Here is a 21,027-nt window from a genome sequence, read left to right on the forward strand (position 1 = left end):
TACGACATCCGTGACATTAAGCCTGACTTGCCAGACCAACACCGATTGCTTCCGGACGCACTGCGGTAGGTGCGTACCAGAGAGCGATACGGCACTTTCCAGACAGCGTGTTGATGTCACCCTGGTACGCCACAACACCATTCAGGCCGACGCTCGGAATTGCGAAGCTCTTCGTTTTCATGCCGGAGAACAGTTCGTGGTTGATCGGGATTGGCTGCGACACCAGGCGGATGGAGTCATCAGCCCAGAACACGTTGGTTTCTGCGGTAGTGGTGTTAAGCACGGTAACAGGCGTCGTATCAGCCAGAGAGGTGTTTACGTTAGCGTAAGCCAGTTGCTCTTTGGTCAGAGACGTGTCGTTCAGCGCGATCGGTTTCGGCGTGATTTCGACGTGAGTCGCATCGATAACGCGGGTGATGCTGAACGTTGCGTCGTGAGTCAGGACGTTCTTCGCCATCTGAGACAGGAATTTCACGCCGGTAAAGCTGATCTTGTCGCCACGCTTGAAGCCGGTGGTGGAAGACAGCACCACCGTTGCAACGCGGTTGTCCACGTTTTCACGGTTGCCGTCGGTATCAGCAACCCATGCCAGCGGCTGGAACTTCTGCGCACCGCTTACCGTGATGCCGGTTGCGGTTGACGCTGTCAGCGTCGGCATCTTCGGGGAACGCAGCACATCGTTGAAGCCTGCAACCTGCTTCTGAATGGTTCCGCTCTTGTAGGCGTCTTCCGGGATGCGACCGTAGAAGTCTTTGCCCGTCAGATCCTGCCCGGCGCCGCGGTAGTCTTTCCCGTTGAAGAAGAAAGACAGGCCAGAGCTACGGTTAAGCTCACGGGAGAAGATCAACTCTTCGGCTTCAGAGATGAAGTCCCACCCCGTGGTTGCGGTGCCAATCGGATCCGGGCTGGTAACCACGAGAGAGCCCATCTCTGCCGCCTGCTTGGCGATAGCCGACTCAACGTTGTTTGCCAGTTTCTTACCGGACGCCTGGATGCGACGACGCAGAGATCGCTCATCACGCAGATCATCAGCGCGCAACTGGAAGAAGTCGTTATCCGGTACGCCCATGTTGCATTTTACGGCCAGCTCAAGAATGCCGGTCGCCTGCCCGGTCAAGTCCCAGCCAGGCATCGTCGGAGCTTCCTGCTCCAGCGGCATCCACACGGTGTTCTGCGAGCGCTGCATGTCTGCAGTAGGAGGTTCGTATTTTCCGACGCGTTGAGCCATCGGCGTGAGATTTTCAATGGTCTCGATAACTTCATCGAGCATAAAGGTGATTACCTGACCTTCATTAAGTGCCATTATTTAATTCCTTTCAATTGAGCTTTTAGCTTGCGGTAAGTGTCCGTGTCACCCTTACTGGCCGCTTCATTCATGCGCTTTTCTAACGCTGAAATATTGGCAGCAACAGCCTGACCCTGTAGAGGCTCGTCAGGATTGGGGGCGGCGGAAACTTGCTGACCGCGCGGCTTGAGAGTTAAACGATCTGATAGTCTGGCCAATTCAATCAGCGCGAGCTGTCCGTCCATCGCCAGCAACTGGCGGGCTTTCTCCGGGTTGGCTCCCAGGTGATACATGAGCGCGGCGGATTTCTCGGGGAACAGGCGCATGATGTCAGTCGCCACCGGTGCCGGTACGATCTGCATGAACGCATCTTCTTTCTCCTGATAATCAGGAATGTTGAGTTTCTCCGCCGCGTCATAGTGTTTACGGGCTGCTTCGACGTATTGCGCTGACTGCTGGGAGTATTCCTGAGTCTTTCGGACCTGTTCGGCAACAGCATTGCTACGGGCGTCCTGAGCTTTGATAAGCCACTCATTGTTCGCCTGCTGGAATGCTGCCTGAGCGCGGCCGCTGTCCCATCCATATTTCTCCATCGCTTCATCAGAAAAGAAGTCGTTGGCGTTTGGCTGAGGTGGGAGATCAGGGTTTACCCGCAAGTTCTCCGGCAATTCTCCGCGCTGCACTGCGGCGGCCTGCTGCTCAAGATCGCGTTGACGCTTGCGCTCAAGTCGACGCTGTGCAAATTGCGCGTTGGTTGCCGGGTCTTGTTTTGGTTTGCTCTCATCGTCTTTCAGGACGACATCAAAGCCTTCTTCCTGTCCAGTTTCGCTATTGGCATTTAGCGAAGGATCGACTGCGGATGCCGCCGTAGTATCGATGGGCAGGAGGTGGCCTTCAGCTTCCTGAATTTCGGTGGTTTTCATGATTAACTCTCTCTTATTGAGGTTTGCTCGGCTGCTCTGCCGGTGAGGTGTTTTGTCTCTGCGATTGCAGGATGTTGGCTATGTCCATGCGCTGTGAATGCTGCTGGCCATTGCCTTTGAGTAGTAATTCTGCGTTTGCCCGCGCGTTGGCTGAGCTTTCGTTCTGCTCGCGCTGCATGAGGTCAAGGAATTCACGGAAAGCGGCTTGCTTATCCAGATCCATATTGTTGAAGATTTCGGCGATCTTCGCCTGGTTAAGTTGATTGGCGCTTTCGACCTTGGCAGCATCGACCTGCAGTTGAACCTGCTGGTTCTGCGCCTTGAGAAGCTCAGCCTGACCCTGAAGAAGAATTCCTTGTGCCTGAACTTGCTCAGGTGACGGCTCTTTCGGCTGCTGTTGAGCCTGCTGTACCATCTGGATCTCTTCCTGCGTCTCCGGCTTCTTCATGCCCATCATGACGAGTTGCTTGTTGGCGTACTCGCGCATCATCTCGACACCCTTACCGTCGAGTAAAGTGAAGTATTGCAGCAACAGCATCTGCCACTCTGGTGTTCCCGGTGGAACCTTAGTCAGCAAGTCCTGAATCTCAGCGCGGTTCTGCTCCTTCATGCTCTGGAATGATGGCCCGGTGTCGGTGTAGCACTCATAGCGACCGCGAATGTCGTTAAGCGTGACAACGTTGCCTGACTGATAGTCGACAACCTGAGTAAGAATTTTCACATCCTTCTCGCTGCCGTCTTCCAGCGTCATAGTCACATCGCGCGGCACGTCGTAGATGTCGTTAACCATCGACTGGTAAATCTCACCATCACGGCGCATTGCAGTAGCGAGGTTGTCCTGGAATACGAAAGTTTCCAGGTCTGCGCGCTGGTTCAACTGGTTGACGGTATCGAAAGCCACTTGGCTGCGGACTGTCTCCGGGTTAACGCCGATGCTTGATACTTCCTTCACAGAGCTGGTTGCTGCTTCCAGCATGTAGGCGTTGGCCTGCGGAACTTCCGGGCTCTCCATGTAGGAAACGGGTGACGGAGGAAGGTCGGCCCCGCTCTCATCCTTCATGTTTAGCAGGTAGTACGGATAGGCATCATCACCGCCGTACATGTGCTCATATCCGGCTATTTGCTCGGCGTAGAAGAATGGCTTCTTCTGCGGGTTGCGGGCGACGATATCAGCGTTGAATGACATGATCATGTTACGCAGGCGCTGGCCGTCTTTGGTCAGTCTTACGACGCCCTCGAACACCTCTTTGTCGCCAGCAAATCCCCACTCACCGTATGCCGGAACGATAGGGATATGCTCACCGGCGATAAGCTCTCGGTCTTTCAGAATGTCGGTGCAGGTGATAATCGACTTGTAAACCCGGCGGCGCTTAACCTTGCGCTCGCCAATCTTCACGAAGCCTTTCTCTGCCAGTTCGTCGATTACCTCTTTGATATCGCGCTGGTAGTATGCCGACGGCTGCCCGGTTAGCGGATCCTGGTAGATGAATACCTTCTCAGTTTTCGTCTCTACCTCGTAATACTCACCGACATACACGACATCCTTCGACATCCACGGGAAATCCCAGTTGCTGTCCGGACTCTGGAATGTCGGCATCTCTTCAGCATCGAAGCCGTTCTCTTCTGCGTAAACCTTCCAGCCTTCGCGACTGAATGGCTGAATCACCGTACAGTGGCGCGCGTCGCTCTTGTCCTGCTCTTTCGCGTTGCAATCCCATACGACATGAGAGCATGACTCGTGAAGTGGTCGACGTCGGATCACCTGGTTGCGTGACGTGAGGCTGTTGTCTTCGTACTCGGTGACCAGGCGCCAGTGACCAACGCCACATTCAATCTGCTCGCGGACGGCGACGTTTACCGCTGAACGGGCAGCATTATGACGCATGTCGGTTCGGTACATCCCCATCAGCACATCAGCGCTGTTCGGATCCGCTCCGTCCTTCGGACGATAAAGCACATCAATCGGGTTCTGCCGCATCTCTGCTATCAGTTTTCGAACTACCGGGCGAACCACATCGAACTGCCCCCTATAGGCAAGCGTCGTGTAATCGCTAAGCCAATCATCCCACTGGCTGATCCGACTAAAATAAAGATCGTTTGTCGCCTCAGTTCTGGCTTCATCGCCCGACGACCAGTCTATGTCGAACTGGCACAGAATGGCGTTGAGTCGTTCATTGTCTGCCATCATCTTCTCCGTGCGACAGGTTTAATCGGTGCGGGTATTTTTTTCTCTTTCGGGGTTTTGATGTCGCGCATCAGTTTGGCGAAGCGTCTCATCATGTAGCCGTAGCGCACGGCATCAAGCACATCGTCATTTGTCTTGACGATCTTCCCGTTCTCGTCCCGGTGATACAGTCGGAACTCTTCAAAGAAAGGCTCGCAGGTATTGAAAACTTTGAACCGTCCTTCGAGCATCAAATCGCGTAGCTCACTGATGCCAGACTCGACAGAGTTACCGCCTTCAGCGAAGGTGGCGTGTTCACCTAGCATCAGGAATCCTGCATCGGCATACTGTGTCTTGAGCTGCTCACCGCCGCCCTTCTCATGCTGATGACCATCATGAGGCCACGCGACAGGTATTTTATTTGCCCACGACTTAACGGCGCCCCACGCTTGCACGGCTGTATTCTCTGACTTCTTCCAGACCCTAGCCAGATAGAACACATCTTCGTCTTTATCCCACCACAGCTGGATATGAGCCTGCGGGTGATTCCAGCCGAAGTCCTGCCCGTCGATAACGTAGAAGTGATCAGGGCACTCGAACGGCTGACACTTCACCGTTTCTTCAGGGATCTGGAAGATGCGGCCACTACCCATTGTCGGGATACCCTTGGCGCGAGCTTCACGTTCGTGCTCTGGATAGCCAGCGATGATTTGCTCTTTCAGTTCGTCGCTGTAGTGGTCGGCGTCGTAGATTGTCATGGTGACAACCTTCTGCGCCTTGCTCGGATTCTTCAGGAATTTGGTAACAACGTCTGACATACCCATCAGTGGGGTAAACGTCAGCATTGAAAACTGTCCGTATTTGTTAGTACGGGTAAGACCTTCGCCGTAAATACTGTATGGCGGCTCTTCATCGAACCAGACGCCGTGGATTGTGTCACCTTGCCAGCGGGCGCGACCCTGCGAGTACGGTTTGAAGTAGCAGATGGATATGCCGTCTTCTACGCCGTCGGCGTTGTGATGCTTAACCAGCAAGTGATCGACAAGGTTCGGAAAGAATGGCGACTTCTTCCAGCTGATGATGTCCTCTTTCGGTATTGACCCGTAGCCAGGTTCATCATTCTCCTCGATACGACCGCACAGGATGCGCTGAGTCGTCTTCGTTACAGTTTCGTTTGTCTCGCCACCAACCCAGAACACAACCGGCTCATAGAAGCGCTTACCGCCCCACGTATCGCCGTATGCGCCATCAGCAGGATAACCTTTCGTGCCGGGATAGCGGCCGGTGAGATGGAATGCTACCTCTGCGCCGCCAGTGTAGGACTTGCCCAACTGGTTACCAGCCATGAAGCAGCGTTCAGGATAATCAGCTCCAGCCTCGATAAACTCACGCTGTTTGCCATAAGGGGAGAACTCATACAGCAGGTGCGTTTCCCGGTATCGCTCCTCTTCCTCCAGAAGCTCAAGCAATTCGATCTGCTCGTCTTCCGTCAGGTCATCAAGAATCGCTTCGCTTTCCACGGTTGAGTAACTCCTGAATACGAGAGCGGCGCTTATCGCGATCTCCCTTATCAGGTGTCACGTCTTCAACTTGCGACTGCTCTTTGAGGCCCAGGTCACGGGCGATGATGTTGGCGTTGAGAAGGTCGGCTGCTGCTCCGGAGAACTTCTGGTCGTAGATGATTTGCTCTGCTCGCGTGACGACCTCAGATAAATCTTCTCGCATTCGATATGTACGCCAGGTTTCCAATGTCACATCGAGGAATAGCGTCAGTCCAGTGATGGTCATTGCACGCATCTTGGCGATCGGTTCTTGCGTCACTTCTCCCTGATACGAGAATGCCTTCATCTCCCACAGCGGATGTTCTTCTACCCACTGAAAGTATTCGCAGCATGCTGACCACAGCGCCTCAGGCGATTCGAACTTCGGGTTGCGCCCATGACTGCTGCGAGCCTCCCAGAATCGGTTACCTTTTGGCGCTGCCATGATTAATATCCCTTCTTCGGTTTCTTCTTTCCCTTACCGGCTTTATCCATTGCGATGGCGATCGCCTGGTCCTGCGGCCTGCCTTTTTTCATCTCGGTTGCGATGTTTTCACCGATAACCTTTTTGCTGCGACCTTTTTTAAGCGGCATCTTTCTTTTCCTGTATGTAGGGAAGGAACGCGTAAACAATTCTCTGAACCAGATAGCAAAACGTCTCATTCATTTCGTTGTTATTTGTTGGCACTCCGACGTGATGACAAATCTCAAAGGCCAAATGGCATGCCTCATGAGCAAGAACCGATGGCTCATGAACGAAGACACCCATAATCAGGAGTGGTGCCTTTCCCTTTCTTGTGTGGCTATATGCGAATCCGTTAAATCCAGACAAGTCCCATTCAAGATCAAGTTTCGCTAAATATTCCTTTGCTTCATCACGATCCATTAGCAACACGACATCGGCGCAGTTGAATAGAGGAATCGAATACTTAGGTGGATTCGCCATGGTTATTTCCTGTTAGATTTTTGTGTATCCAGATTCAAATGCCTCAACTGGTGAATATGATTCATATCCATCCTCATAGACAACGTAGTAACCACCAGGCATAGGACGGTGCTTGCAGATATATTCTGCGCTTATATCGAATGGCTGATACGTTTTGTCTTCTGGATAGATAGTGCCACCGTAGCTTGCCGCTCCGCTTGCGCCAGTAATATCAGGATTTGGATTATGGCTAACATGTTCAATTTTCAGAGCCCATACTTTTTTGTGACACTGATAGCGCGGGAGTTCTTGCTGATTCATTGTTTAGACTCCAGTAGAGAAGAGAGTTAATGCTTCCTTCGCTTCACGGATCGCTTTTTCAGTCCGGGATAGCGGAGTGGTTTCGGCGCCAGCCAGTTGATACTGATCTTTAAACAACTCGAAGTTGAGCCTGTTTCCACCAACGAATCCGATCGCCTTTTCGGCTGCTGCGGTGTCAGACATAACCAGTCGAAGGATTTCGAGGTTCATCTGCTGGACGTCCGTCATTTCTGTAATCTCTGACATTTAGAATATTCCACTGGGTTATAGGTGTATTTTGCCGGGACTGCCCGACACTGCGACTGCTACAAACCTATACAAAACTCTGTGAAAGCCACCGTACAGATGGCCTTGTCAGAATTTTATAAACGAAGTTAATCGCTAAGTTTGCTCAGGTGCTTGCTGTATCTGTGCTTGTCGCACTTAACGCATCGCCATTCGCTTCTTGCGTAGTTGGCTTCATCGCCGTGAATGGTGCGGAACAGCCGATAATGATGGGTACAGAACAGGCGCTTGATTAATTTCATTTTCACCTCAGACACTGCGTGTTGATGTATTCCTGCAGGCCAGCTACTTGCCTGGTGATGATTTCAATTCGCTCTCGGAGAGTGAAATAATCCCGTTGAGCGGATCCAGTAAGTTCGGTGCCGGCTGCATCATCCACGCTGGGGGATTCGGCGGCTTCACGCACGTTATTGCAGGTTGCGGCGACGCGCAGCCGTTTAGCGCCAGAATCGACATCCCGACGCAAATCGCTAATGGTTTTTTGCGCATCGTCTAATTCCTTCGTGTATTTCGCATCGAGCACCGCAACGTCACGCTGACGGGTGGTCATGTCGGCGATGGTGGCGTTAGCCAGGTTGAGCTTTTCAGTGGCTTTATCGCGCTGGCCTTTGTACTCAATGGCGTTATCGCGGTAGTGATTAACCGCCCAGCCAAGACAGACGAGAGCGCATATCACCACAGCGGAAATGATGGCTGATAGTCGGCTCATTTCTGACCCCACAGGCATACTTCGCGCTCAATCTCGCGGCGAGTCACCAGGCCTTTCCACTGCTTTCCACCGGCGTATGTCCAGCGACGAAGCTGATCGCATGCGCCTTTGTTATCACCCTGGTTGATTTTGCGAAGCAGAGTTGATGTCTGGAAGTTACCGGCACCGACGTTATAAACGAAGGAGTAAAGCGCCCCGCGCATCGGTTCCGGTATGTCAGTTTTGATATATGGGTCAATCTGGCGCGCTACAGTGTTGAGGTCTTTATTCAGCAGAGCGCGGCATTCAGCTTCGGTGTATTTCTTGCCGAGCATGATGTCTCTGCCAGTGTGTCCGTAGCAGACGGTCATCACTCCGACAACATCACGATACGGATCGTAACGAACACCTTCAAGCCCATCATTGCCGGTAGGGCCGGTTATCAGTGCGGAGGCAATCGCGATAGCCCCACCACCTGCCGCCGCCACAACACTATTTCTGAACGCTGGGGGCATTGCCATTTAGACGATCCTCTCGTTCTTTTCGTTTGTAGTACCAGTTAATACCAAAGGTTCCCACGGTGCATACGATACCAATGATGATTGCCCAGTCATTTAGAGATAGGACCCCGCCCATTGTCGTAATCCCTCCAAACCAGTAGCTGAGCCACTCTCTGATTTTGTCCATGCGATACATACTCTCACCTCCGAAATTTTTGTCGGGGTGCTGTGTGTTTTGAAAAGGTCAGGCTTCACGGGCTGGTGATCAACGAGGTATGTCGAGGGTGATTCCCGTGAGCCTGGAATAAAAAACCCGGCAGCAGACCGGGAAGATGAGGGTGTTTCAAATGTCGACTCTTTGGTCGAAGGTACCCTGGCTGGGTTATGGTTCGCCTGGCTGGATTCGAACCAGCGATCATCCAATTATGAGTTGGGTGCTTTACCGCTTAGCTACAGGCAAATAAAAAGCCCAAGGCGTTAACCTCGGGCTCATTAATTAGAAATGTTATGTCACACACAACAATGGCAACATATACGATTAATTGTGCTCATTTGTTCATTGGAATGCAAGCGACTTTTGCGTGTTTTTCGCAATTTTTCTCGCATTATCGCGCTCGATGAACGCATTTTGCATCGGTTGGTACAAACAGAACAGCGCCGCATTGATGGTGTCCTTCACTTCTCGGCGAATAGTGGAGATGCTCGGGCGCTTATACTGGTTGCCGGATCTGGTCTTCATCACTCGCGGGCCGGAAATAGCATGCTGCCAGGTGGCGATCCGTATTTCACTTGAGTTGCAAACGTAGTAAGCGAAGATAACCCGCCATGCGTTCTCATCGATGTTCTTCAGGTAATGGCGGAGAACTGCATCAATCAGCATGCCGTCGTCGTCGCTGCACACTGGACGGGATACCTCCTGCGGCTGAACGGTAGCCATGAACTTGGCAATCATGTTGATCATCGATTTGTTAATCTTGCCGGTCTGCGCCCACGCCCCCCAGAGTTGGAGCCATTGGTCAATCCACTGATGCTGCTCGTTGTTTAATTCCAGTTTCATGCGGCTGCTCCTTCTGGCTTTTTGGTTTTGGTATGCTGGTTTTGGCTGTGCTTCGCTATTGGTTTCAGATATGCGCGAGCTATGCTTTCCGCCTGATAGCGTTCGATCTGTTCCCTGGTCATGCGGCCTCCTGCTGTTTCAATGCGCGAAGATTTGCTCTGGCCTGCGCCCGGATGTCTGCCAGTTCTTCCCGGGTATATCGGTGGGTTTCGTTGTTGCACTCCAGCGCCGTAACGCGTTCCTCGCCAATCAGTTCAACCAGAGCAACGCGATACGCCTCAATGTTTCCTGATTTGTGAACGTTGCAGGCGCTGCACTGAAGCTAGATGTTGTCGTCAGTAAAGCGGAGTTGCGGGGCGGCGGCCGTCGTCCTGTAGTGACCGGCATGCCAGGCGAAAGCGGTTTTGGTGCCACAGGATATGCAGCCATGTCCGGCGGCCAGAAGCATTTCCCGGCGCCAGTCGTTCACCGCGCGCTGAGTCATGCTGATCCAGTGGCTGAGTGGCTTAACGGCGGCTTTTCTTTCCTGCCAGGCGGCGCGCTCTGTTTTGTCCTTCTCTCGCTGTTGCTTCTCGCGTTTCCTCTCGAGTTCCTGCATAGAGAACTGAGCACCATGCTCCGGACAGCACCAACGAATGTTGTCGTATTGCGGAGTAAACTTCTCTCCGCATACCTTGCACTTGCGGCGGGATGGTTTACGCATGGTCACCCCGCTGAAGATTCACAAACGTAAGATTTCCGCAGAACACGGCACCAGTATCGATGTACATCTGGTTGGCGTATTTGAGGGGTGCGCGCGCCGGGGTATGCCCAAAGATGAACAGGTCGGCACCAGTGATTTCGTGGGTGATCCAGTCCTGCGCATCACTCACACGTTCACGGTTCCAGATAACCATCTCAGCATCTACTGGCTTGTCGAATTCGTATTCGTTGCTCGGGTAGTCTGCATGGCAGATGACCGTTTTCTTATCGCCGGTCACCACTTCGATGATTAGAGGAAGTTCAGCGGCTTTGTGCACCAGCGCCTTTGCCAGTACCTCTTTGTCATAGTCGAGGTTGAAGAACCAGCCACCACCGTTAACCAGCCAGTGATTGACGTTGCCATACTCTGACAGGCCATCAATCATCATCTGCTCGTGATTGCCACGTACAGCGCGGAACCACGGCATCATAATCAACTCAAGACATTCCACGTTTTCGGCCCCACGGTCTACCAGGTCGCCGACGGAGATCAGCAGGTCTTGTGCAGGGTCGAAGCCAATAGCATCAAGTTCATTCATCAGCAGCGTGTAGCAACCATGCAGATCGCCAACGACATAGATATTGCGCCAGTCAGCGCCGTTAATGCGTTGATACATGCTCATGGGGATTTCCTTCTGGCAGCGTGGCGCAACCAGCGAACGTCAGCCAGGTGAGCCGTATAGTGAAATGTGGGTATGTCGGATGGCTTAAGCTCCGGCTTGCGCTTGCGGCGTGCCGGGACTTTAAATATGTGGTTGCTGATGACGCGAGCGAGTGGATTAGCCATTACGCCTCCTGCTTATCGCGCAGCAGCTGATACTCGCAGCTCTGCGGAATGGTCAGGTGGCAGCCGATATTCATCGACCATGCTTCGACTTTGCACAGGAATACGTACATGTCGCCAGTATCCAGATCGGCAGTGTGGCGCAGCGACTGAATGGCCGTTACTTCCCCGGTTACAACGTCGATACGCTCTTTGGTTTCGTATCCGAGATAGGTGTGCTTGAGAGCGTCCTTCACCCATTCAGGAGTGGCAAACGCCTTTCCGCGCGCAATGAGATAGTCACTGATTTCGGTGTACCACATGTGGCTGAGCGCGTTCTGAGAAAGGCTGCGCTTCTCACGCCACGGTTTAACCTGTAATCGGAAGCACTGGCCAGCATCGAGCAATGGCTGAATCTGCTGGACTATCGCTGCAAAATTACCGCGATGAAGTTTGATGCCGTCAACTGGAAGGATCATACGGCCTCCATGACAGAAACCGCAGAATGCAGAAAATCGCAGGTGCATTTCTGCATCTGTGACAGGGTGATGTGTTCAGATTGTGGTCGCATATAATTTCCCAATCATATGCGCAGAAGTCACCGGAGTTGTTCAGGCTCCGGTGACATGATTATGGCTTATTGATTACGCGTTATCAACGTTGCTTGATGTTGCGTTTGTGTTATTTAATTTTTCCGCACTTAGGGCAGTATTCTTGAATAAAACCAAAGTGCCCTCCAATATTGTCAGTGCAAATAATGTGGAAATGCTCGCACCAGTTGTGTGCGCAGAATCGCTGATGAAGACCAATAACCAACTGTCTATAGAATGATAAGTACTGGATTTTTTCTGGGATTAATATCACAGCAGCACCTCCTGCTGCGGTGCTGCTGCGAGCATTGCATCCCACTGATGGTCCGGGCTAACAAAGCTATCAGCCTCATCATTTGCCTTGTGAAAGGCCTTGCGCATTTCTACTGTCGGCTCAATCGGCACCATCACCCAGCCATCCGGAATTACCGGAGAGCTGCCAGCCGGAAGCATGGCGGCGCGGGAGTCCTTCCACGCAATCCACGCTAAATCGACATGCGGGTCACGGTAATTGGCACCGCCGTTAGCCCGGTGCAGTTTTACGATTGAATGCTCGTTGCCGTAGTGGAACTTGAACCATTCTTCGAATTGGTCGCGTCCATCATCCGATGACAGCACCTCATTAATCAGCTTCACCGCGTCAGACATCGCATAGCCAATATCTCCACCGTCACGTTGTGCTGCGGCTTTGCTGAGTATGTCGCGCATCTGGTGAAGACGACGGGATGTCAGAGGGGAGTGTGCCGGGTGGTTGTTAGTTTTCATGATGCGATTCCTTCTGGCTTATTGACTATCACGCCGTCATAAATTTCATTGAGGTGCCCACGCAGTTCCATGCGACGCAAAGCAGACAGCATGTAATCGCATTCGACCTGCTTGTTGCCTGTGAACGGCTTATCTTCAGGACTTCCCCAGCAGCAGTTACCAATTGGCCAGCCATGCACTTTGCGCACCTTTCCGTTAACCACGTGCAGCAATCCCCACCCGCTCGGTAAGTCTTCAACTGAAATGATGCCAGGCTCACTGATAAAAAACCGCCAATCTCCCATGCCTAATTCAGGTTGCTGGCGAAACCGCTTTTTCCTGTCTGCAAGCAGATCTGCGCGTGAACACTTCGCTTCGATTAGGCAAGATGCAAAATTTCTGAACCCCATAGCATCAGGCTGCTCACCTGTGCTGGTTACCGCAATAAAGCGGTCATGAAAACAAACCTTGAACCCATTGCGCTTAAGGAATGAGTACGCTATTTGGCAAAGTTCGTCATGAGTTAAAGCCATCTCACTTTCCTTTTATTTTGATGCCAGCGGCGACGCGTTCGGCTTCGCTTTGCTCCCAAAACCACTTGTGAAGCGCCATAAGCTCTTCGTCAATCGGAGCATATTTACGGTTAAAGTAGTCCTGAGCATCTTTCTCTGCTTCGTCCGGCAATTCGCCAGGGCCAAACAGCGTGTTATAAATCCATGACAGACCGTTCTTCGCATCGCCAGTTGCCTGCCATTCAATAATCGCAGCCTGCATGACCAGAATGTTTTTCCCGATTAACAGGTCCAGTTCTTTATACCGGTTGCGGATGTATGCATTATCGCTTTGCTGCTCTGCTATGCGCTTGTCTTTGGCTTCCAGTTCATCCAGCAGCTCCAGTACGGTGGAAGGGTTAGCGGTAGCGATGAATGTCGCGTCATTATCATTTCTCCATCGAGAGAGATTTCCGGTATCTGCATGTCGAACTGCATCTCGCTTATTATCGGTTGCAAACACTTCCAGCACGTCGCTTCCAACAAACGCCACCATTGCTTGTCCGTGAGAATCAATCCACCACTTACCTGGAGTCGCCTTCTCCGCCGCTTCACGCAGCGCCTGTTTGTTGATGATGCTCATTTGGCCTCCTGGCGAAGCTGTGCGGCATGAGTTCGAAGAATATTAATCGCCGTTCCAATTGCATGATGCTGGTGATTCATGTGGATCATGATAATTTCAATAGCCCCTTCCACACCCTGCGCCAGCACTTCAGCCAGGAAAGCGTCGGTCGACGGGGTTTTAACTTGCTTGCAGCAAAGAATTTCGAATGCATCCATCATGCCGCCTTCTGGATAATCATCCTGAGCCTCGAAAGCATCAAGAGCCTCCATCATGGCTGCACCACCGGGCTGTGGTCTGTACTCTTTCAGCCCAGCATTCTCCGCAGCCAGCGCCGCGCATCTTGCTTCCATCTCGGCAACTACAGCAACGTGGTCATCGTAATTAACATATGAACCATCAGCGCTTTCCCCCAGGACATCAAATCGTTCTGGGCCTCTTGATTTCTCAACCATTTCATAACGTTTAATATTCATGCTCTTTTCACTCCGAATGTCTTCACCAGTGCCGATTCCATGCGACCAACACAGGAGCGGATACGGGCTATCTCTGTCTCAGGGAACATGCTGGATGCCATCTGCTCCAGTGCGCCTTTGAGTGGCTTGCTATCAACCTTTTCGATACGGGCAAGAGCAAAGCCTTTCAGTGCCTGTTTGATGCTGCGACCGTCTATACGAGCACATGCGCGGCATAGTTCGGCGTGGAGGATGGTCTCGGGGAATTCCGGGTATTCAGCTTCGATAATTTCCCGTGTGTTACGTGATTCGTTATTAGCACTCATAATCCATCTCCTGTGCGTCGCGTTCGTTTTGAGTCCATGCCACCGGATCCAGTCCGGAGTAACGACTGCTGAAGTGATATGTTTTTTCGGCGCCCGGCGCGTGGCGGGATTTAACGCAGATAATTTCCGTGATTCCTTTCAGTTCGGTATTCGGGTTGTATTTCTCATCCCGGTACACCATGAAGATCACGTCAGCTTCTTGCTCAATAACACCGGATTCACGCAGGTCTGCGGCGACAGGCCGCTTATTTGCGCGCTGCTCAAGGTTTCGGTTTAGCTGAGCCAGAGCGATGACCGGGCAACGCAACTCTTTCGCCAGGTTCTTCAGGCCGGTAGCGATCTCCCCTACGCTGCGGTTCATATTTTCCGGGTCTGACATGCGCATTTTCTGGAGGTAGTCGACAATGATTACGCCAAGACCGCCGAGTTTTTTGCTCATGCGGCGCGCTTCAGATCTGACCTGGTGAACGCTGAGCGACGTTTTGTCGTTGATGTAGATCGGGGAGTCGATGAACTCCTTCATGCAGTGGCCAACCTTCCCCCACGCTTCATCCATCACACCACTTCGGTTGCTAAGTAAATCCTCTTTGCTGACGCGCGCCCGGTGGAAAGCAACTCGTTCAGAGATCTGCTCTACTGGCATTTCCAGGCTGAAGAAAAGGACTGGCTTGTTGTTTTTCAGGCCAACGGTTTCCGTTACGGTGGTGCTGAACATGGTCTTACCCATACCCGGGCGTCCGCCAACGACGATGAAATCCGTGTTGTTGAATCCGCCGAACGCACTGTCGATGGTGGACATGCCCAACTCGGTTTTGTACTTCCAGATGTCACCGCTGATAATCGCCTGGATGGTATCAAGCGACATGTCGATCCCGGTGGTGATGTGCTCAGTGCCGTAATCAGCGTTATGCTCAATACCGGATATATCGGCCTGAATATTTCCGATAATGTCAGTGATTCCATCCGTAGAAGGTTCTGACAGTTTCTGGATTCCTACCTGAAGAGCCAGTGTCATCCGGCGACCAAGTTGCATCTCGCGGAGTTTCTCGCAGTACACAGCCAGGTTTGCAAAGGACGGCGTGTTTTTGCTGCACTCTGCCAGATATCCGAATCCACCGGCCTCGTCCAGCAATCCGATCTGCTCAAGGTCGCTGGTAAGCGTCAGGAGGTCTATCTTCTCCCCGGCATCGTTAAGGCGCTTGTAAGCGCGCAGCGCCAGCTTGTGTGGCATTGAGGTGAAATGCTCTTCCGTCAGCCCTTCAATCGCGTCTGTCGCCATATCAGCGCCATCCGCGCGACCCGCAGCGAGCATGATCGCCCCGATAACGGACTGTTCAACGTACAAATCGATAAAGCGGCTCATGCTGTAACTCCATTGCGCTGGCGGTGTTCGTTGATGGCCTGTTCGTAAACCTGCCCCCAGTTCTTAGGGTTCAGGATCCAGTCCAGCGTAAGCCAATGCTTACCTGCCGAGTCGGAGAACAGGTTCGATTTTCCGATCAAGTCGAAAGCTCTGGACATGTGCTTCAGCTCGCGCCAGTTACCCTGGCTGGTCTTACCGTTCCAGACCGCTTCGAGATTCCGGTACGCCGGGCGGCGGCGGTTCCATTCGTGCTGAGCAATGGCTTTCTCCGGGAACTTGCTGTTCCAGGTCGAAATGATTTCTTCGTGAGGGCATGCCGTCGGGTTACTTCCCTGCCCATCAGCCCAAATCAGGGCGTCTGACAGGTATCCATCAAACCGGGTCATGCGGCACAGGTTCTCCGGTTTGAAGCTGTGACCCCAGTTCACATGGGCCCACCGGATAACCAGCTTCAGTTCGTCAGCTGTGTAGCACTCCCCTTTGCTTTTCACGGTGGAGAGAACTTTTTCAAATGGAGCCAGTTTTGAGCAACGGCTTCCTGTCAGCTCGTTGAAGTAATCCATCACTCCCTGAGCGAGAAGGTTTCCCCCCTCGGGGGATTTAGGGGGATCTTGTCTTTCTGTCTTTTGGTTATTGTCTTTTGTGGTTAGCAACTTCTGCTTAGTTCCGTTAGCAACTTCTGCTAATGTTTTCTTAGCAGGTTTAGCTAATGTTTTGCAGAATCCGTTAAACTTCGTTTTCCACTCAGAAATGTTGGTATTCATGCCAACTTTCCGCCCTTCCTGGATAAAGACTTTCTTGGTGATCAGCAGGTTTTTTGCTGTTGAACAATGGGTGTGATGCTTGCCAACCATTTGCTCAAGCTGTTCGTTGCTAACCCAGTCAATTTTCTTGTTGAATCCGTATGTCTTGCGCCAGACTGCCAGCACAATACACATCTCTGTTTCGCTTAATCCTGACGCCATGACAGCATCAATAAGCTCATTAGCAACGCGAGTAAACCCATCTTCAAGCTGCGCCACACGATGCTCCACGACCTCCAGCGGCGGCCTGTAGTCTGCTATCTGCTTAACGACGCCCATTCTTCACCCCCGCACTGATCAGAGCCAGACGCACCATGCCGACGAAACGTTCAGCAAACGCCCGGTTCTTTGACGCGGCGACGACCAATCCATCCGGTGAATCCGGGTGGCGCCGCTCCTCTTTTTCCTGGTACTTTTTGCTATTAGCCATTAAAATGACTCCTGTTGAATGCGTTAAAATTCAATCGTTAGTTGTGAAGAGTCCCGGGTTGCCGCCTGGGACTTTTTCTTTGTCAGAACCTCAGCGACCATCTCCGCCAGCCGGGCCATATCCTCATCAACAACGCCCCACTCCAGAACAGCCAACAGCATTGCCATCTTCGGCAGCCAACTTTCTTTCCATCGGGTGATCTGCGATTTATCGACGCCAATTGCTTTTGCTATGTTGCAAGACCCACGAAGGGATATTTGATTGAGCAACCAGGACTCAATGCGTCTGGCATTGGCCTTGTTGCGGTTAGTTGCATTTTCCATGTGTGATAATTCCTATGGTGTTGAAATAGTTAAAGGCCATGCGCGAACACGCAGAGCCATAGAGACTTGTTTGTTTTGATGCGCCCTTTTTCAGGGCTGAGATGTGATAAGAGCGGGTGTTACTTAGGCGGCTTTGCCGTCTTTTTCTCCGTACTGAAGCCACGCAGGGTCACAGTTAAGAGCTATTGCAATCTCAAATAAGAAGCGAGGACGCTTTGTGACTCCAGCTTCAATCAATTGGATTGATTGCTGTTTTATACCGGCTTTTGTAGCAAGCTCGGATTGGGTCATCTTCAGTGACACTCGTTTATTTTTGAGGCGTTCCGATAATGTTTGCATAATGCCTCCTCCTACAAACTTTCTTGTATTTTCATACAAAGTATCTTGTTTGTCAATTACAGTTTTTCTTGTAACCATGGAGGTTAATTTACAGGGGTGTCTATGAGTATTTCTTCCAGGGTAAAAAGCAAAAGAATTCAATTAGGGCTTAACCAGGTTGAACTTGCTGAGAGGGTTGGTACGACACAGCAATCGATTGAGCAACTTGAAAACGGCAAAACGAAGAGGCCCAGGTTCCTGCCTGAGCTTGCTATTGCATTAGGAACTAGTGTTGATTGGCTTTTAAATGGATCTCCTGAAGCCAATGTAGAATATGCGGGCCCAAATAGCCCAAAGGGGAAATATCCGTTGATTAGTGCGGTAAGTGCAGGATGCTGGGCGGAAGCATGTGAGCCATATAATCTCAAAGACATTGAAGAATGGTATGACAGCGATATTCACATGTTAGGTGATGGATTCTGGCTTCGAGTGGAGGGGGATTCAATGACATCACCAGCAGGACAAAGCATACCAGAAGGGCATCTGGTTCTTGTTGACACCGGGAGGGAGCCATCCAACGGTAGTCTTGTTGTTGCGAAGCTGATTGATGCTAATGAGGCTACCTTTAAAAAATTAGTCATTGATGGCGGCATGAAATATCTAAAAGGATTGAATCCAGCATGGCCAATGATACCTATCAATGGAAACTGCAAGATCATCGGCGTTGTTGTTGAGGCAAGGGTTAAATTCATATGAGAAAATACATAATTGCCATAGCATTCCTTTCTCTATCACCTGTAGTTAACGCAGATTGCTGGATTATCTCAGGGCTTCAAGGAAAATCTTCATTTAGCGAAGATGGATATGATTTCATTGACGATGCAATGACAGGGGTTGCTTTCAAGCTGACTATCAATGGTGACGTTGCGACATTAAAAAATATGGATGGCTCATCTGTTTCTGATCTTTCTTACGTTCCGCTATCTGGCAATACCATGGTTGGAAGCTACCAATCTGGAGGCGGAATAACCGTGGAAACATGGTCCGTAACGAAAGATAAAAAAGTCATATATTCCAAAGTAATGAACATCCCGGGATATCAGAAGCTCACATCTACAAAAGCTTTTGTCGGTGACGTAGCTGGAACATGCACTAACTAACCCGCACCCCACCTCAAAGCACTCATATAAAAAACAAACTATTTTCCGTTTAAAAACAACGGAGTTTGTTTTTCATGCCTAAAAATACAATATTCCTTGTAGGCACAATACAAACTATCTTGTAAATTTATCCCATCAGCAGGACGCACTACTCACCAGGACGGTGATGCTCTTAAAAATCTGGCCCTGAAGAAGGGCGTAATTCAAAGCAGAAAGCTTTGGGGTGGCGTGAATTGCAGCTGCATCGACAGCAACCGGAAGATAAGCACCCGGCGCGGCACCACCAAAGCTAACTGACAGGAGATCCACAATGGATGCACAAGCACGCCGCCGCGAACGCCGCGCAGAGAAACAGGCCGAATGGAAAGCTGCAAATCCCCTGTTAGTTGGGGTTAGCGCTAAGCCAGATAACCGCCCCGTTCTGTCGCTGACTCGCAAGCCGAAATCACGCGTAGAAAGCGCTGTGAACCCAATTGATTTGACGGTGCTGGCTGAGTATCGGGAGGAGATGGAAAAACGCGCTGAAGCTGTTGAGCGCAATAATCACCGCACCTGGTACAAGGATGAGAACCCGTTCGGAAACAAAATTCATGCGGTACAGAAATCCCGCGGAAAATCTACCCCACTGATTTAAGCAGGTTACAGCACGATAAGGGCGCAATTATGAAAACAGCACACTACTACGCAAGCCGGTCACAGAAGTTCCTGGTCATTGGTGTCGATGGTCGCCTGACGGAAGAGAAGTACGAAGTCGGCGGAAAGGCAGAGGCGAGAAAGCTGGCGAGTGAGTTGTCGGCTAAACCGTGGAATTTCTGACTTATTCCAGCCCATTCAATGAGTGGGCTGGGCTGAATCACAAGAGGATTTTTTATGACTCAGCCATACATTCCGGCGTGCTTAAGAAACTTGCCGAAGAAGCGCCAGAAACCACGGAAACAGGCGATTAAAGAAGCGCAAGTTGAAGTTCTGAACAAGGCGATCGCATCGATCAAAGACGATATGCGTACGTACAAAACAGAAGATCAGCGGCGTGGTCATTACCTGGCAATCAGCACGCTCTCACAGATTCGTGACGAGCTGTAGGTCATGGCGTGTAACTGACCAGATTTAACATTTCTCCCCGCAATGCGGGTAACTACAGAGGGTAAGGCGATGGAATGGGTTAAGTGCAGCGAAAGACAACCACCGAAAGTACGACTGCTACTGCTTTTCGTTGATGGTGATTATGAGTTCGGAAGGCTGCAGGAAGATGACTTCTGGATCTACACAAATGGCGCGTTTAAGAAGCGCTATGCCCCGCAAGAAGTAACGCATTGGGCAATGCTCAATCATCCAGAATGACCCGCTCCGGCGGGTTTTTTAATTCCTCATACCCTGACCCATTCACAGAGTGGTTCAAGTTATGACAAACGGCGGCCATCCACCGCCAGTCCTTGCACAAGCGCAGAAGTCTTGTATCAACCTTGTTCGGCGGCGCGGCCTGAAGCGCGGGAGATGATTATGAGCAAAGAAACGGGCGGACCGGCATTCCCATATTCTGGAGTGCATAAGGGGAAGACAGAAAACTTCATCGTTGATAGTCAGGGTATGACGCTGCGGGACTATTTCGCAGCAAAGTCGATGGCGGTGGCGTGGTCCGCTTTAGAGGGTGGCTACTTCGAGGCAGAACCTGATAGTTCTGCTGACAAAATGGCTGAATGCGCATATCAGCTTGCAGACGCCATGCTACGCGCACGGGAGGCATCATGAGTCTACATCACTATGGAACGCAGGAAGTAAACCGCGGCGCCGTACAGCCCGGCATGCTCGTTAAGCACAAAGACGCCACCTGGACAGCATCAGCACACAAGCGCGGAAAGCTGTATCTGCATCGTGGCTGCGAACGCACATTCACCCGCGAGTTGCTTGTTGAGGTGTATCTCGACGGGCGCGGCAATGGACTGAAGCATTGAGGATGGAATAATGGAATGGATTAATTATTCAGATCGAAAGCCAGAATCAGCTGGCATGTACTTGTGGCGAATGAAAAGTCGAGTGGTTGAAGGAGTTTTCGTAATCGCCCGTAAAAAATTCAGGCTGCGCGGCGCTGGTTATCACAACGTGCTTTCTCCTGAATTCGATCATTGGGATGGATATTCGGTTAATGTGATCCTACCCGCGAATAGTGGACACGCGATTAAGTGAGTAAACTCTCAACCAGAGGTGACTC

At 51.4% G+C, this 21,027-nt stretch carries 36 protein-coding genes, 1 tRNA gene and 1 pseudogene; 9 read left to right on the plus strand and 29 right to left on the minus strand.

Annotated features, from left to right (window positions below):
- Positions 1-16: 16 nt before the first annotated feature.
- From CJP72_RS06095 to CJP72_RS06220, 29 genes and pseudogenes are all read right to left on the minus strand, one after another.
- A complete protein-coding gene (locus CJP72_RS06095; RefSeq protein ID WP_162379995.1) occupies positions 17-1,303 on the minus strand; it encodes a P22 phage major capsid protein family protein in 1,287 nt (428 codons plus the stop codon).
- A complete protein-coding gene (locus CJP72_RS06100) occupies positions 1,303-2,211 on the minus strand; it encodes a scaffolding protein (protein WP_162380025.1) in 909 nt (302 codons plus the stop codon). Before CJP72_RS06100 ends, CJP72_RS06095 begins: the two co-directional genes overlap by 1 nt.
- A 10-nt stretch (positions 2,212-2,221) precedes the next feature.
- Complete coding sequence (locus CJP72_RS06105) at positions 2,222-4,393, minus strand: portal protein (RefSeq protein WP_162380026.1); 2,172 nt, start codon at positions 4,391-4,393, stop codon at positions 2,222-2,224.
- Entirely contained in the window at positions 4,393-5,892 is a 1,500-nt protein-coding gene (locus tag CJP72_RS06110) for a terminase large subunit domain-containing protein (RefSeq protein ID WP_162379996.1), read from the minus strand. The genes CJP72_RS06105 and CJP72_RS06110 overlap by 1 nt, the downstream gene beginning before the upstream one ends.
- The gene (locus tag CJP72_RS06115; RefSeq protein ID WP_162379997.1) at positions 5,870-6,358 is read right to left on the minus strand and encodes a DNA-packaging protein; all 489 of its coding nucleotides are present in this window, start codon (positions 6,356-6,358) and stop codon (positions 5,870-5,872) included. Before CJP72_RS06115 ends, CJP72_RS06110 begins: the two co-directional genes overlap by 23 nt.
- 2 nt (positions 6,359-6,360) lie before the next feature.
- Complete coding sequence (locus tag CJP72_RS25205) at positions 6,361-6,507, minus strand: hypothetical protein (protein ID WP_193568610.1); 147 nt, start codon at positions 6,505-6,507, stop codon at positions 6,361-6,363.
- The gene (locus tag CJP72_RS06120; RefSeq protein ID WP_162379998.1) at positions 6,497-6,859 is read right to left on the minus strand and encodes a hypothetical protein; all 363 of its coding nucleotides are present in this window, start codon (positions 6,857-6,859) and stop codon (positions 6,497-6,499) included. The genes CJP72_RS25205 and CJP72_RS06120 overlap by 11 nt, the downstream gene beginning before the upstream one ends.
- 12 nt (positions 6,860-6,871) lie before the next feature.
- Positions 6,872-7,159: a hypothetical protein gene (locus CJP72_RS06125; protein ID WP_162379999.1), complete on the minus strand. Its 288-nt coding sequence runs from the start codon at positions 7,157-7,159 to the stop codon at positions 6,872-6,874.
- 3 nt (positions 7,160-7,162) lie between these two features.
- Complete coding sequence (locus CJP72_RS06130; RefSeq protein ID WP_162380000.1) at positions 7,163-7,405, minus strand: DUF2560 family protein; 243 nt, start codon at positions 7,403-7,405, stop codon at positions 7,163-7,165.
- Positions 7,406-7,688: 283 nt separating this feature from the next.
- Positions 7,689-8,153: a lysis protein gene (locus CJP72_RS06135; RefSeq protein ID WP_162380001.1), complete on the minus strand. Its 465-nt coding sequence runs from the start codon at positions 8,151-8,153 to the stop codon at positions 7,689-7,691.
- Positions 8,150-8,647, minus strand: coding sequence for a lysozyme (locus tag CJP72_RS06140; protein ID WP_162380027.1), 498 nt, complete (start codon positions 8,645-8,647; stop codon positions 8,150-8,152). The genes CJP72_RS06135 and CJP72_RS06140 overlap by 4 nt, the downstream gene beginning before the upstream one ends.
- Entirely contained in the window at positions 8,625-8,828 is a 204-nt protein-coding gene (locus CJP72_RS06145) for a phage holin family protein (RefSeq protein WP_162380002.1), read from the minus strand. The genes CJP72_RS06140 and CJP72_RS06145 overlap by 23 nt, the downstream gene beginning before the upstream one ends.
- 189 nt (positions 8,829-9,017) lie before the next feature.
- Positions 9,018-9,092 (minus strand) — tRNA-Ile (locus tag CJP72_RS06150).
- Between the two features lie 96 nt (positions 9,093-9,188).
- A complete protein-coding gene (locus CJP72_RS06155) occupies positions 9,189-9,689 on the minus strand; it encodes an antiterminator Q family protein (RefSeq protein WP_162380003.1) in 501 nt (166 codons plus the stop codon).
- Positions 9,686-9,811 (minus strand): hypothetical protein, encoded by a 126-nt coding sequence (locus CJP72_RS25415; protein ID WP_238340009.1) that lies wholly within the window; start codon positions 9,809-9,811, stop codon positions 9,686-9,688. Before CJP72_RS25415 ends, CJP72_RS06155 begins: the two co-directional genes overlap by 4 nt.
- Positions 9,808-10,392 (minus strand): annotated as a pseudogene (locus CJP72_RS06160) (recombination protein NinG). The gene CJP72_RS25415 and the pseudogene CJP72_RS06160 overlap by 4 nt, the downstream one beginning before the upstream one ends.
- Positions 10,385-11,053 carry a serine/threonine protein phosphatase gene (locus CJP72_RS06165; protein ID WP_162380004.1) on the minus strand — a complete coding sequence of 223 codons (669 nt, stop codon included), beginning with the start codon at positions 11,051-11,053 and terminating at the stop codon, positions 10,385-10,387. The pseudogene CJP72_RS06160 and the gene CJP72_RS06165 overlap by 8 nt, the downstream one beginning before the upstream one ends.
- The gene (locus CJP72_RS06170) at positions 11,050-11,217 is read right to left on the minus strand and encodes a NinE family protein (protein WP_162380005.1); all 168 of its coding nucleotides are present in this window, start codon (positions 11,215-11,217) and stop codon (positions 11,050-11,052) included. The genes CJP72_RS06165 and CJP72_RS06170 overlap by 4 nt, the downstream gene beginning before the upstream one ends.
- Positions 11,217-11,672 carry a YbcN family protein gene (locus CJP72_RS06175; RefSeq protein ID WP_162380006.1) on the minus strand — a complete coding sequence of 152 codons (456 nt, stop codon included), beginning with the start codon at positions 11,670-11,672 and terminating at the stop codon, positions 11,217-11,219. The genes CJP72_RS06170 and CJP72_RS06175 overlap by 1 nt, the downstream gene beginning before the upstream one ends.
- Before the next feature lie 381 nt (positions 11,673-12,053).
- Positions 12,054-12,548 (minus strand): hypothetical protein, encoded by a 495-nt coding sequence (locus tag CJP72_RS25210; protein WP_193568611.1) that lies wholly within the window; start codon positions 12,546-12,548, stop codon positions 12,054-12,056.
- Positions 12,545-13,060 carry a hypothetical protein gene (locus CJP72_RS06185; protein ID WP_162380007.1) on the minus strand — a complete coding sequence of 172 codons (516 nt, stop codon included), beginning with the start codon at positions 13,058-13,060 and terminating at the stop codon, positions 12,545-12,547. Before CJP72_RS06185 ends, CJP72_RS25210 begins: the two co-directional genes overlap by 4 nt.
- A gap of 1 nt (position 13,061) precedes the next feature.
- On the minus strand, positions 13,062-13,661 hold the full coding sequence (locus CJP72_RS06190) for an ead/Ea22-like family protein (protein ID WP_162380008.1): 600 nt from the start codon (positions 13,659-13,661) through the stop codon (positions 13,062-13,064).
- Positions 13,658-14,116, minus strand: a complete 459-nt coding sequence (locus tag CJP72_RS06195; RefSeq protein WP_162380009.1) for a hypothetical protein — start codon at positions 14,114-14,116, stop codon at positions 13,658-13,660. Before CJP72_RS06195 ends, CJP72_RS06190 begins: the two co-directional genes overlap by 4 nt.
- Positions 14,113-14,421, minus strand: coding sequence for a hypothetical protein (locus CJP72_RS06200; protein ID WP_162380010.1), 309 nt, complete (start codon positions 14,419-14,421; stop codon positions 14,113-14,115). The genes CJP72_RS06195 and CJP72_RS06200 overlap by 4 nt, the downstream gene beginning before the upstream one ends.
- On the minus strand, positions 14,411-15,784 hold the full coding sequence (locus tag CJP72_RS06205) for a replicative DNA helicase (protein WP_162380011.1): 1,374 nt from the start codon (positions 15,782-15,784) through the stop codon (positions 14,411-14,413). Before CJP72_RS06205 ends, CJP72_RS06200 begins: the two co-directional genes overlap by 11 nt.
- Entirely contained in the window at positions 15,781-16,866 is a 1,086-nt protein-coding gene (locus tag CJP72_RS06210) for a replication protein (protein WP_162380012.1), read from the minus strand. Before CJP72_RS06210 ends, CJP72_RS06205 begins: the two co-directional genes overlap by 4 nt.
- On the minus strand, positions 16,853-17,017 hold the full coding sequence (locus CJP72_RS25215; RefSeq protein ID WP_193568612.1) for a hypothetical protein: 165 nt from the start codon (positions 17,015-17,017) through the stop codon (positions 16,853-16,855). The genes CJP72_RS06210 and CJP72_RS25215 overlap by 14 nt, the downstream gene beginning before the upstream one ends.
- A gap of 23 nt (positions 17,018-17,040) precedes the next feature.
- Positions 17,041-17,340 carry a CII family transcriptional regulator gene (locus CJP72_RS06215; RefSeq protein ID WP_162380013.1) on the minus strand — a complete coding sequence of 100 codons (300 nt, stop codon included), beginning with the start codon at positions 17,338-17,340 and terminating at the stop codon, positions 17,041-17,043.
- Positions 17,341-17,463: 123 nt separating this feature from the next.
- Positions 17,464-17,679, minus strand: coding sequence for a helix-turn-helix domain-containing protein (locus CJP72_RS06220; protein WP_162380014.1), 216 nt, complete (start codon positions 17,677-17,679; stop codon positions 17,464-17,466).
- 102 nt (positions 17,680-17,781) lie between these two features.
- Between CJP72_RS06220 and CJP72_RS06225 the strand changes: the two genes are divergently transcribed.
- The 9 genes from CJP72_RS06225 to CJP72_RS06265 all read left to right on the plus strand — a co-directional run bounded on the left by CJP72_RS06225 (position 17,782) and on the right by CJP72_RS06265 (position 21,002).
- Positions 17,782-18,414, plus strand: coding sequence for a LexA family protein (locus tag CJP72_RS06225; protein WP_162380015.1), 633 nt, complete (start codon positions 17,782-17,784; stop codon positions 18,412-18,414).
- Positions 18,411-18,818: a hypothetical protein gene (locus tag CJP72_RS06230; RefSeq protein WP_162380016.1), complete on the plus strand. Its 408-nt coding sequence runs from the start codon at positions 18,411-18,413 to the stop codon at positions 18,816-18,818. The genes CJP72_RS06225 and CJP72_RS06230 overlap by 4 nt, the downstream gene beginning before the upstream one ends.
- 310 nt (positions 18,819-19,128) lie before the next feature.
- Positions 19,129-19,452 carry an antitermination protein N gene (locus tag CJP72_RS06235; RefSeq protein ID WP_162380017.1) on the plus strand — a complete coding sequence of 108 codons (324 nt, stop codon included), beginning with the start codon at positions 19,129-19,131 and terminating at the stop codon, positions 19,450-19,452.
- A gap of 29 nt (positions 19,453-19,481) precedes the next feature.
- A complete protein-coding gene (locus CJP72_RS06240) occupies positions 19,482-19,634 on the plus strand; it encodes a hypothetical protein (protein WP_162380018.1) in 153 nt (50 codons plus the stop codon).
- Between the two features lie 54 nt (positions 19,635-19,688).
- Positions 19,689-19,901 carry a hypothetical protein gene (locus tag CJP72_RS06245; RefSeq protein ID WP_162380019.1) on the plus strand — a complete coding sequence of 71 codons (213 nt, stop codon included), beginning with the start codon at positions 19,689-19,691 and terminating at the stop codon, positions 19,899-19,901.
- A 69-nt stretch (positions 19,902-19,970) separates the two neighbouring features.
- The gene (locus CJP72_RS06250) at positions 19,971-20,159 is read left to right on the plus strand and encodes a DUF551 domain-containing protein (protein WP_162380020.1); all 189 of its coding nucleotides are present in this window, start codon (positions 19,971-19,973) and stop codon (positions 20,157-20,159) included.
- Between the two features lie 159 nt (positions 20,160-20,318).
- Entirely contained in the window at positions 20,319-20,567 is a 249-nt protein-coding gene (locus tag CJP72_RS06255) for a hypothetical protein (RefSeq protein ID WP_193568615.1), read from the plus strand.
- Positions 20,564-20,770: a cell division inhibitor protein gene (locus CJP72_RS06260; protein ID WP_162380021.1), complete on the plus strand. Its 207-nt coding sequence runs from the start codon at positions 20,564-20,566 to the stop codon at positions 20,768-20,770. The genes CJP72_RS06255 and CJP72_RS06260 overlap by 4 nt, the downstream gene beginning before the upstream one ends.
- 10 nt (positions 20,771-20,780) lie before the next feature.
- The gene (locus CJP72_RS06265; protein WP_162380022.1) at positions 20,781-21,002 is read left to right on the plus strand and encodes a hypothetical protein; all 222 of its coding nucleotides are present in this window, start codon (positions 20,781-20,783) and stop codon (positions 21,000-21,002) included.
- The last annotated feature ends 25 nt before the right edge of the window (positions 21,003-21,027 follow it).

It is taken from the genome of Citrobacter sp. NCU1 (genome assembly GCF_010231475.1).
Lineage (GTDB): Bacteria > Pseudomonadota > Gammaproteobacteria > Enterobacterales > Enterobacteriaceae > Citrobacter_D.

Excerpts from the sequence above, each read along its gene's own strand:
- CJP72_RS06230 (WP_162380016.1), top strand. The coding sequence starts at position 18,411 with ATGAGAAAATACATAATTGCCATAGCATTCCTTTCTCTATCACCTGTA.
- CJP72_RS06185 (WP_162380007.1), bottom strand. The coding sequence starts at position 13,060 with ATGGCTTTAACTCATGACGAACTTTGCCAAATAGCGTACTCATTCCTT.
- CJP72_RS06255 (WP_193568615.1), top strand. The coding sequence starts at position 20,319 with ATGAGCAAAGAAACGGGCGGACCGGCATTCCCATATTCTGGAGTGCAT.
- CJP72_RS06095 (WP_162379995.1), bottom strand. The coding sequence starts at position 1,303 with ATGGCACTTAATGAAGGTCAGGTAATCACCTTTATGCTCGATGAAGTT.
- CJP72_RS06220 (WP_162380014.1), bottom strand. The coding sequence starts at position 17,679 with ATGCAAACATTATCGGAACGCCTCAAAAATAAACGAGTGTCACTGAAG.
- CJP72_RS06155 (WP_162380003.1), bottom strand. The coding sequence starts at position 9,689 with ATGAAACTGGAATTAAACAACGAGCAGCATCAGTGGATTGACCAATGG.
- CJP72_RS06145 (WP_162380002.1), bottom strand. The coding sequence starts at position 8,828 with ATGTATCGCATGGACAAAATCAGAGAGTGGCTCAGCTACTGGTTTGGA.
- CJP72_RS06165 (WP_162380004.1), bottom strand. The coding sequence starts at position 11,053 with ATGAGCATGTATCAACGCATTAACGGCGCTGACTGGCGCAATATCTAT.
- CJP72_RS06120 (WP_162379998.1), bottom strand. The coding sequence starts at position 6,859 with ATGGCGAATCCACCTAAGTATTCGATTCCTCTATTCAACTGCGCCGAT.
- CJP72_RS06170 (WP_162380005.1), bottom strand. The coding sequence starts at position 11,217 with ATGGCTAATCCACTCGCTCGCGTCATCAGCAACCACATATTTAAAGTC.
- CJP72_RS06205 (WP_162380011.1), bottom strand. The coding sequence starts at position 15,784 with ATGAGCCGCTTTATCGATTTGTACGTTGAACAGTCCGTTATCGGGGCG.
- CJP72_RS06125 (WP_162379999.1), bottom strand. The coding sequence starts at position 7,159 with ATGAATCAGCAAGAACTCCCGCGCTATCAGTGTCACAAAAAAGTATGG.
- CJP72_RS25415 (WP_238340009.1), bottom strand. The coding sequence starts at position 9,811 with ATGACCAGGGAACAGATCGAACGCTATCAGGCGGAAAGCATAGCTCGC.
- CJP72_RS06265 (WP_162380022.1), top strand. The coding sequence starts at position 20,781 with ATGGAATGGATTAATTATTCAGATCGAAAGCCAGAATCAGCTGGCATG.
- CJP72_RS25210 (WP_193568611.1), bottom strand. The coding sequence starts at position 12,548 with ATGAAAACTAACAACCACCCGGCACACTCCCCTCTGACATCCCGTCGT.
- CJP72_RS06250 (WP_162380020.1), top strand. The coding sequence starts at position 19,971 with ATGGAATGGGTTAAGTGCAGCGAAAGACAACCACCGAAAGTACGACTG.
- CJP72_RS06225 (WP_162380015.1), top strand. The coding sequence starts at position 17,782 with ATGAGTATTTCTTCCAGGGTAAAAAGCAAAAGAATTCAATTAGGGCTT.
- CJP72_RS06190 (WP_162380008.1), bottom strand. The coding sequence starts at position 13,661 with ATGAGCATCATCAACAAACAGGCGCTGCGTGAAGCGGCGGAGAAGGCG.
- CJP72_RS06130 (WP_162380000.1), bottom strand. The coding sequence starts at position 7,405 with ATGTCAGAGATTACAGAAATGACGGACGTCCAGCAGATGAACCTCGAA.
- CJP72_RS06245 (WP_162380019.1), top strand. The coding sequence starts at position 19,689 with ATGACTCAGCCATACATTCCGGCGTGCTTAAGAAACTTGCCGAAGAAG.
- CJP72_RS06175 (WP_162380006.1), bottom strand. The coding sequence starts at position 11,672 with ATGATCCTTCCAGTTGACGGCATCAAACTTCATCGCGGTAATTTTGCA.
- CJP72_RS06135 (WP_162380001.1), bottom strand. The coding sequence starts at position 8,153 with ATGAGCCGACTATCAGCCATCATTTCCGCTGTGGTGATATGCGCTCTC.
- CJP72_RS06210 (WP_162380012.1), bottom strand. The coding sequence starts at position 16,866 with ATGGGCGTCGTTAAGCAGATAGCAGACTACAGGCCGCCGCTGGAGGTC.
- CJP72_RS06195 (WP_162380009.1), bottom strand. The coding sequence starts at position 14,116 with ATGAATATTAAACGTTATGAAATGGTTGAGAAATCAAGAGGCCCAGAA.
- CJP72_RS06235 (WP_162380017.1), top strand. The coding sequence starts at position 19,129 with ATGGATGCACAAGCACGCCGCCGCGAACGCCGCGCAGAGAAACAGGCC.
- CJP72_RS25205 (WP_193568610.1), bottom strand. The coding sequence starts at position 6,507 with ATGCCGCTTAAAAAAGGTCGCAGCAAAAAGGTTATCGGTGAAAACATC.
- CJP72_RS06215 (WP_162380013.1), bottom strand. The coding sequence starts at position 17,340 with ATGGAAAATGCAACTAACCGCAACAAGGCCAATGCCAGACGCATTGAG.
- CJP72_RS06115 (WP_162379997.1), bottom strand. The coding sequence starts at position 6,358 with ATGGCAGCGCCAAAAGGTAACCGATTCTGGGAGGCTCGCAGCAGTCAT.
- CJP72_RS06140 (WP_162380027.1), bottom strand. The coding sequence starts at position 8,647 with ATGCCCCCAGCGTTCAGAAATAGTGTTGTGGCGGCGGCAGGTGGTGGG.
- CJP72_RS06240 (WP_162380018.1), top strand. The coding sequence starts at position 19,482 with ATGAAAACAGCACACTACTACGCAAGCCGGTCACAGAAGTTCCTGGTC.
- CJP72_RS06260 (WP_162380021.1), top strand. The coding sequence starts at position 20,564 with ATGAGTCTACATCACTATGGAACGCAGGAAGTAAACCGCGGCGCCGTA.
- CJP72_RS25215 (WP_193568612.1), bottom strand. The coding sequence starts at position 17,017 with ATGGCTAATAGCAAAAAGTACCAGGAAAAAGAGGAGCGGCGCCACCCG.
- CJP72_RS06200 (WP_162380010.1), bottom strand. The coding sequence starts at position 14,421 with ATGAGTGCTAATAACGAATCACGTAACACACGGGAAATTATCGAAGCT.
- CJP72_RS06105 (WP_162380026.1), bottom strand. The coding sequence starts at position 4,393 with ATGGCAGACAATGAACGACTCAACGCCATTCTGTGCCAGTTCGACATA.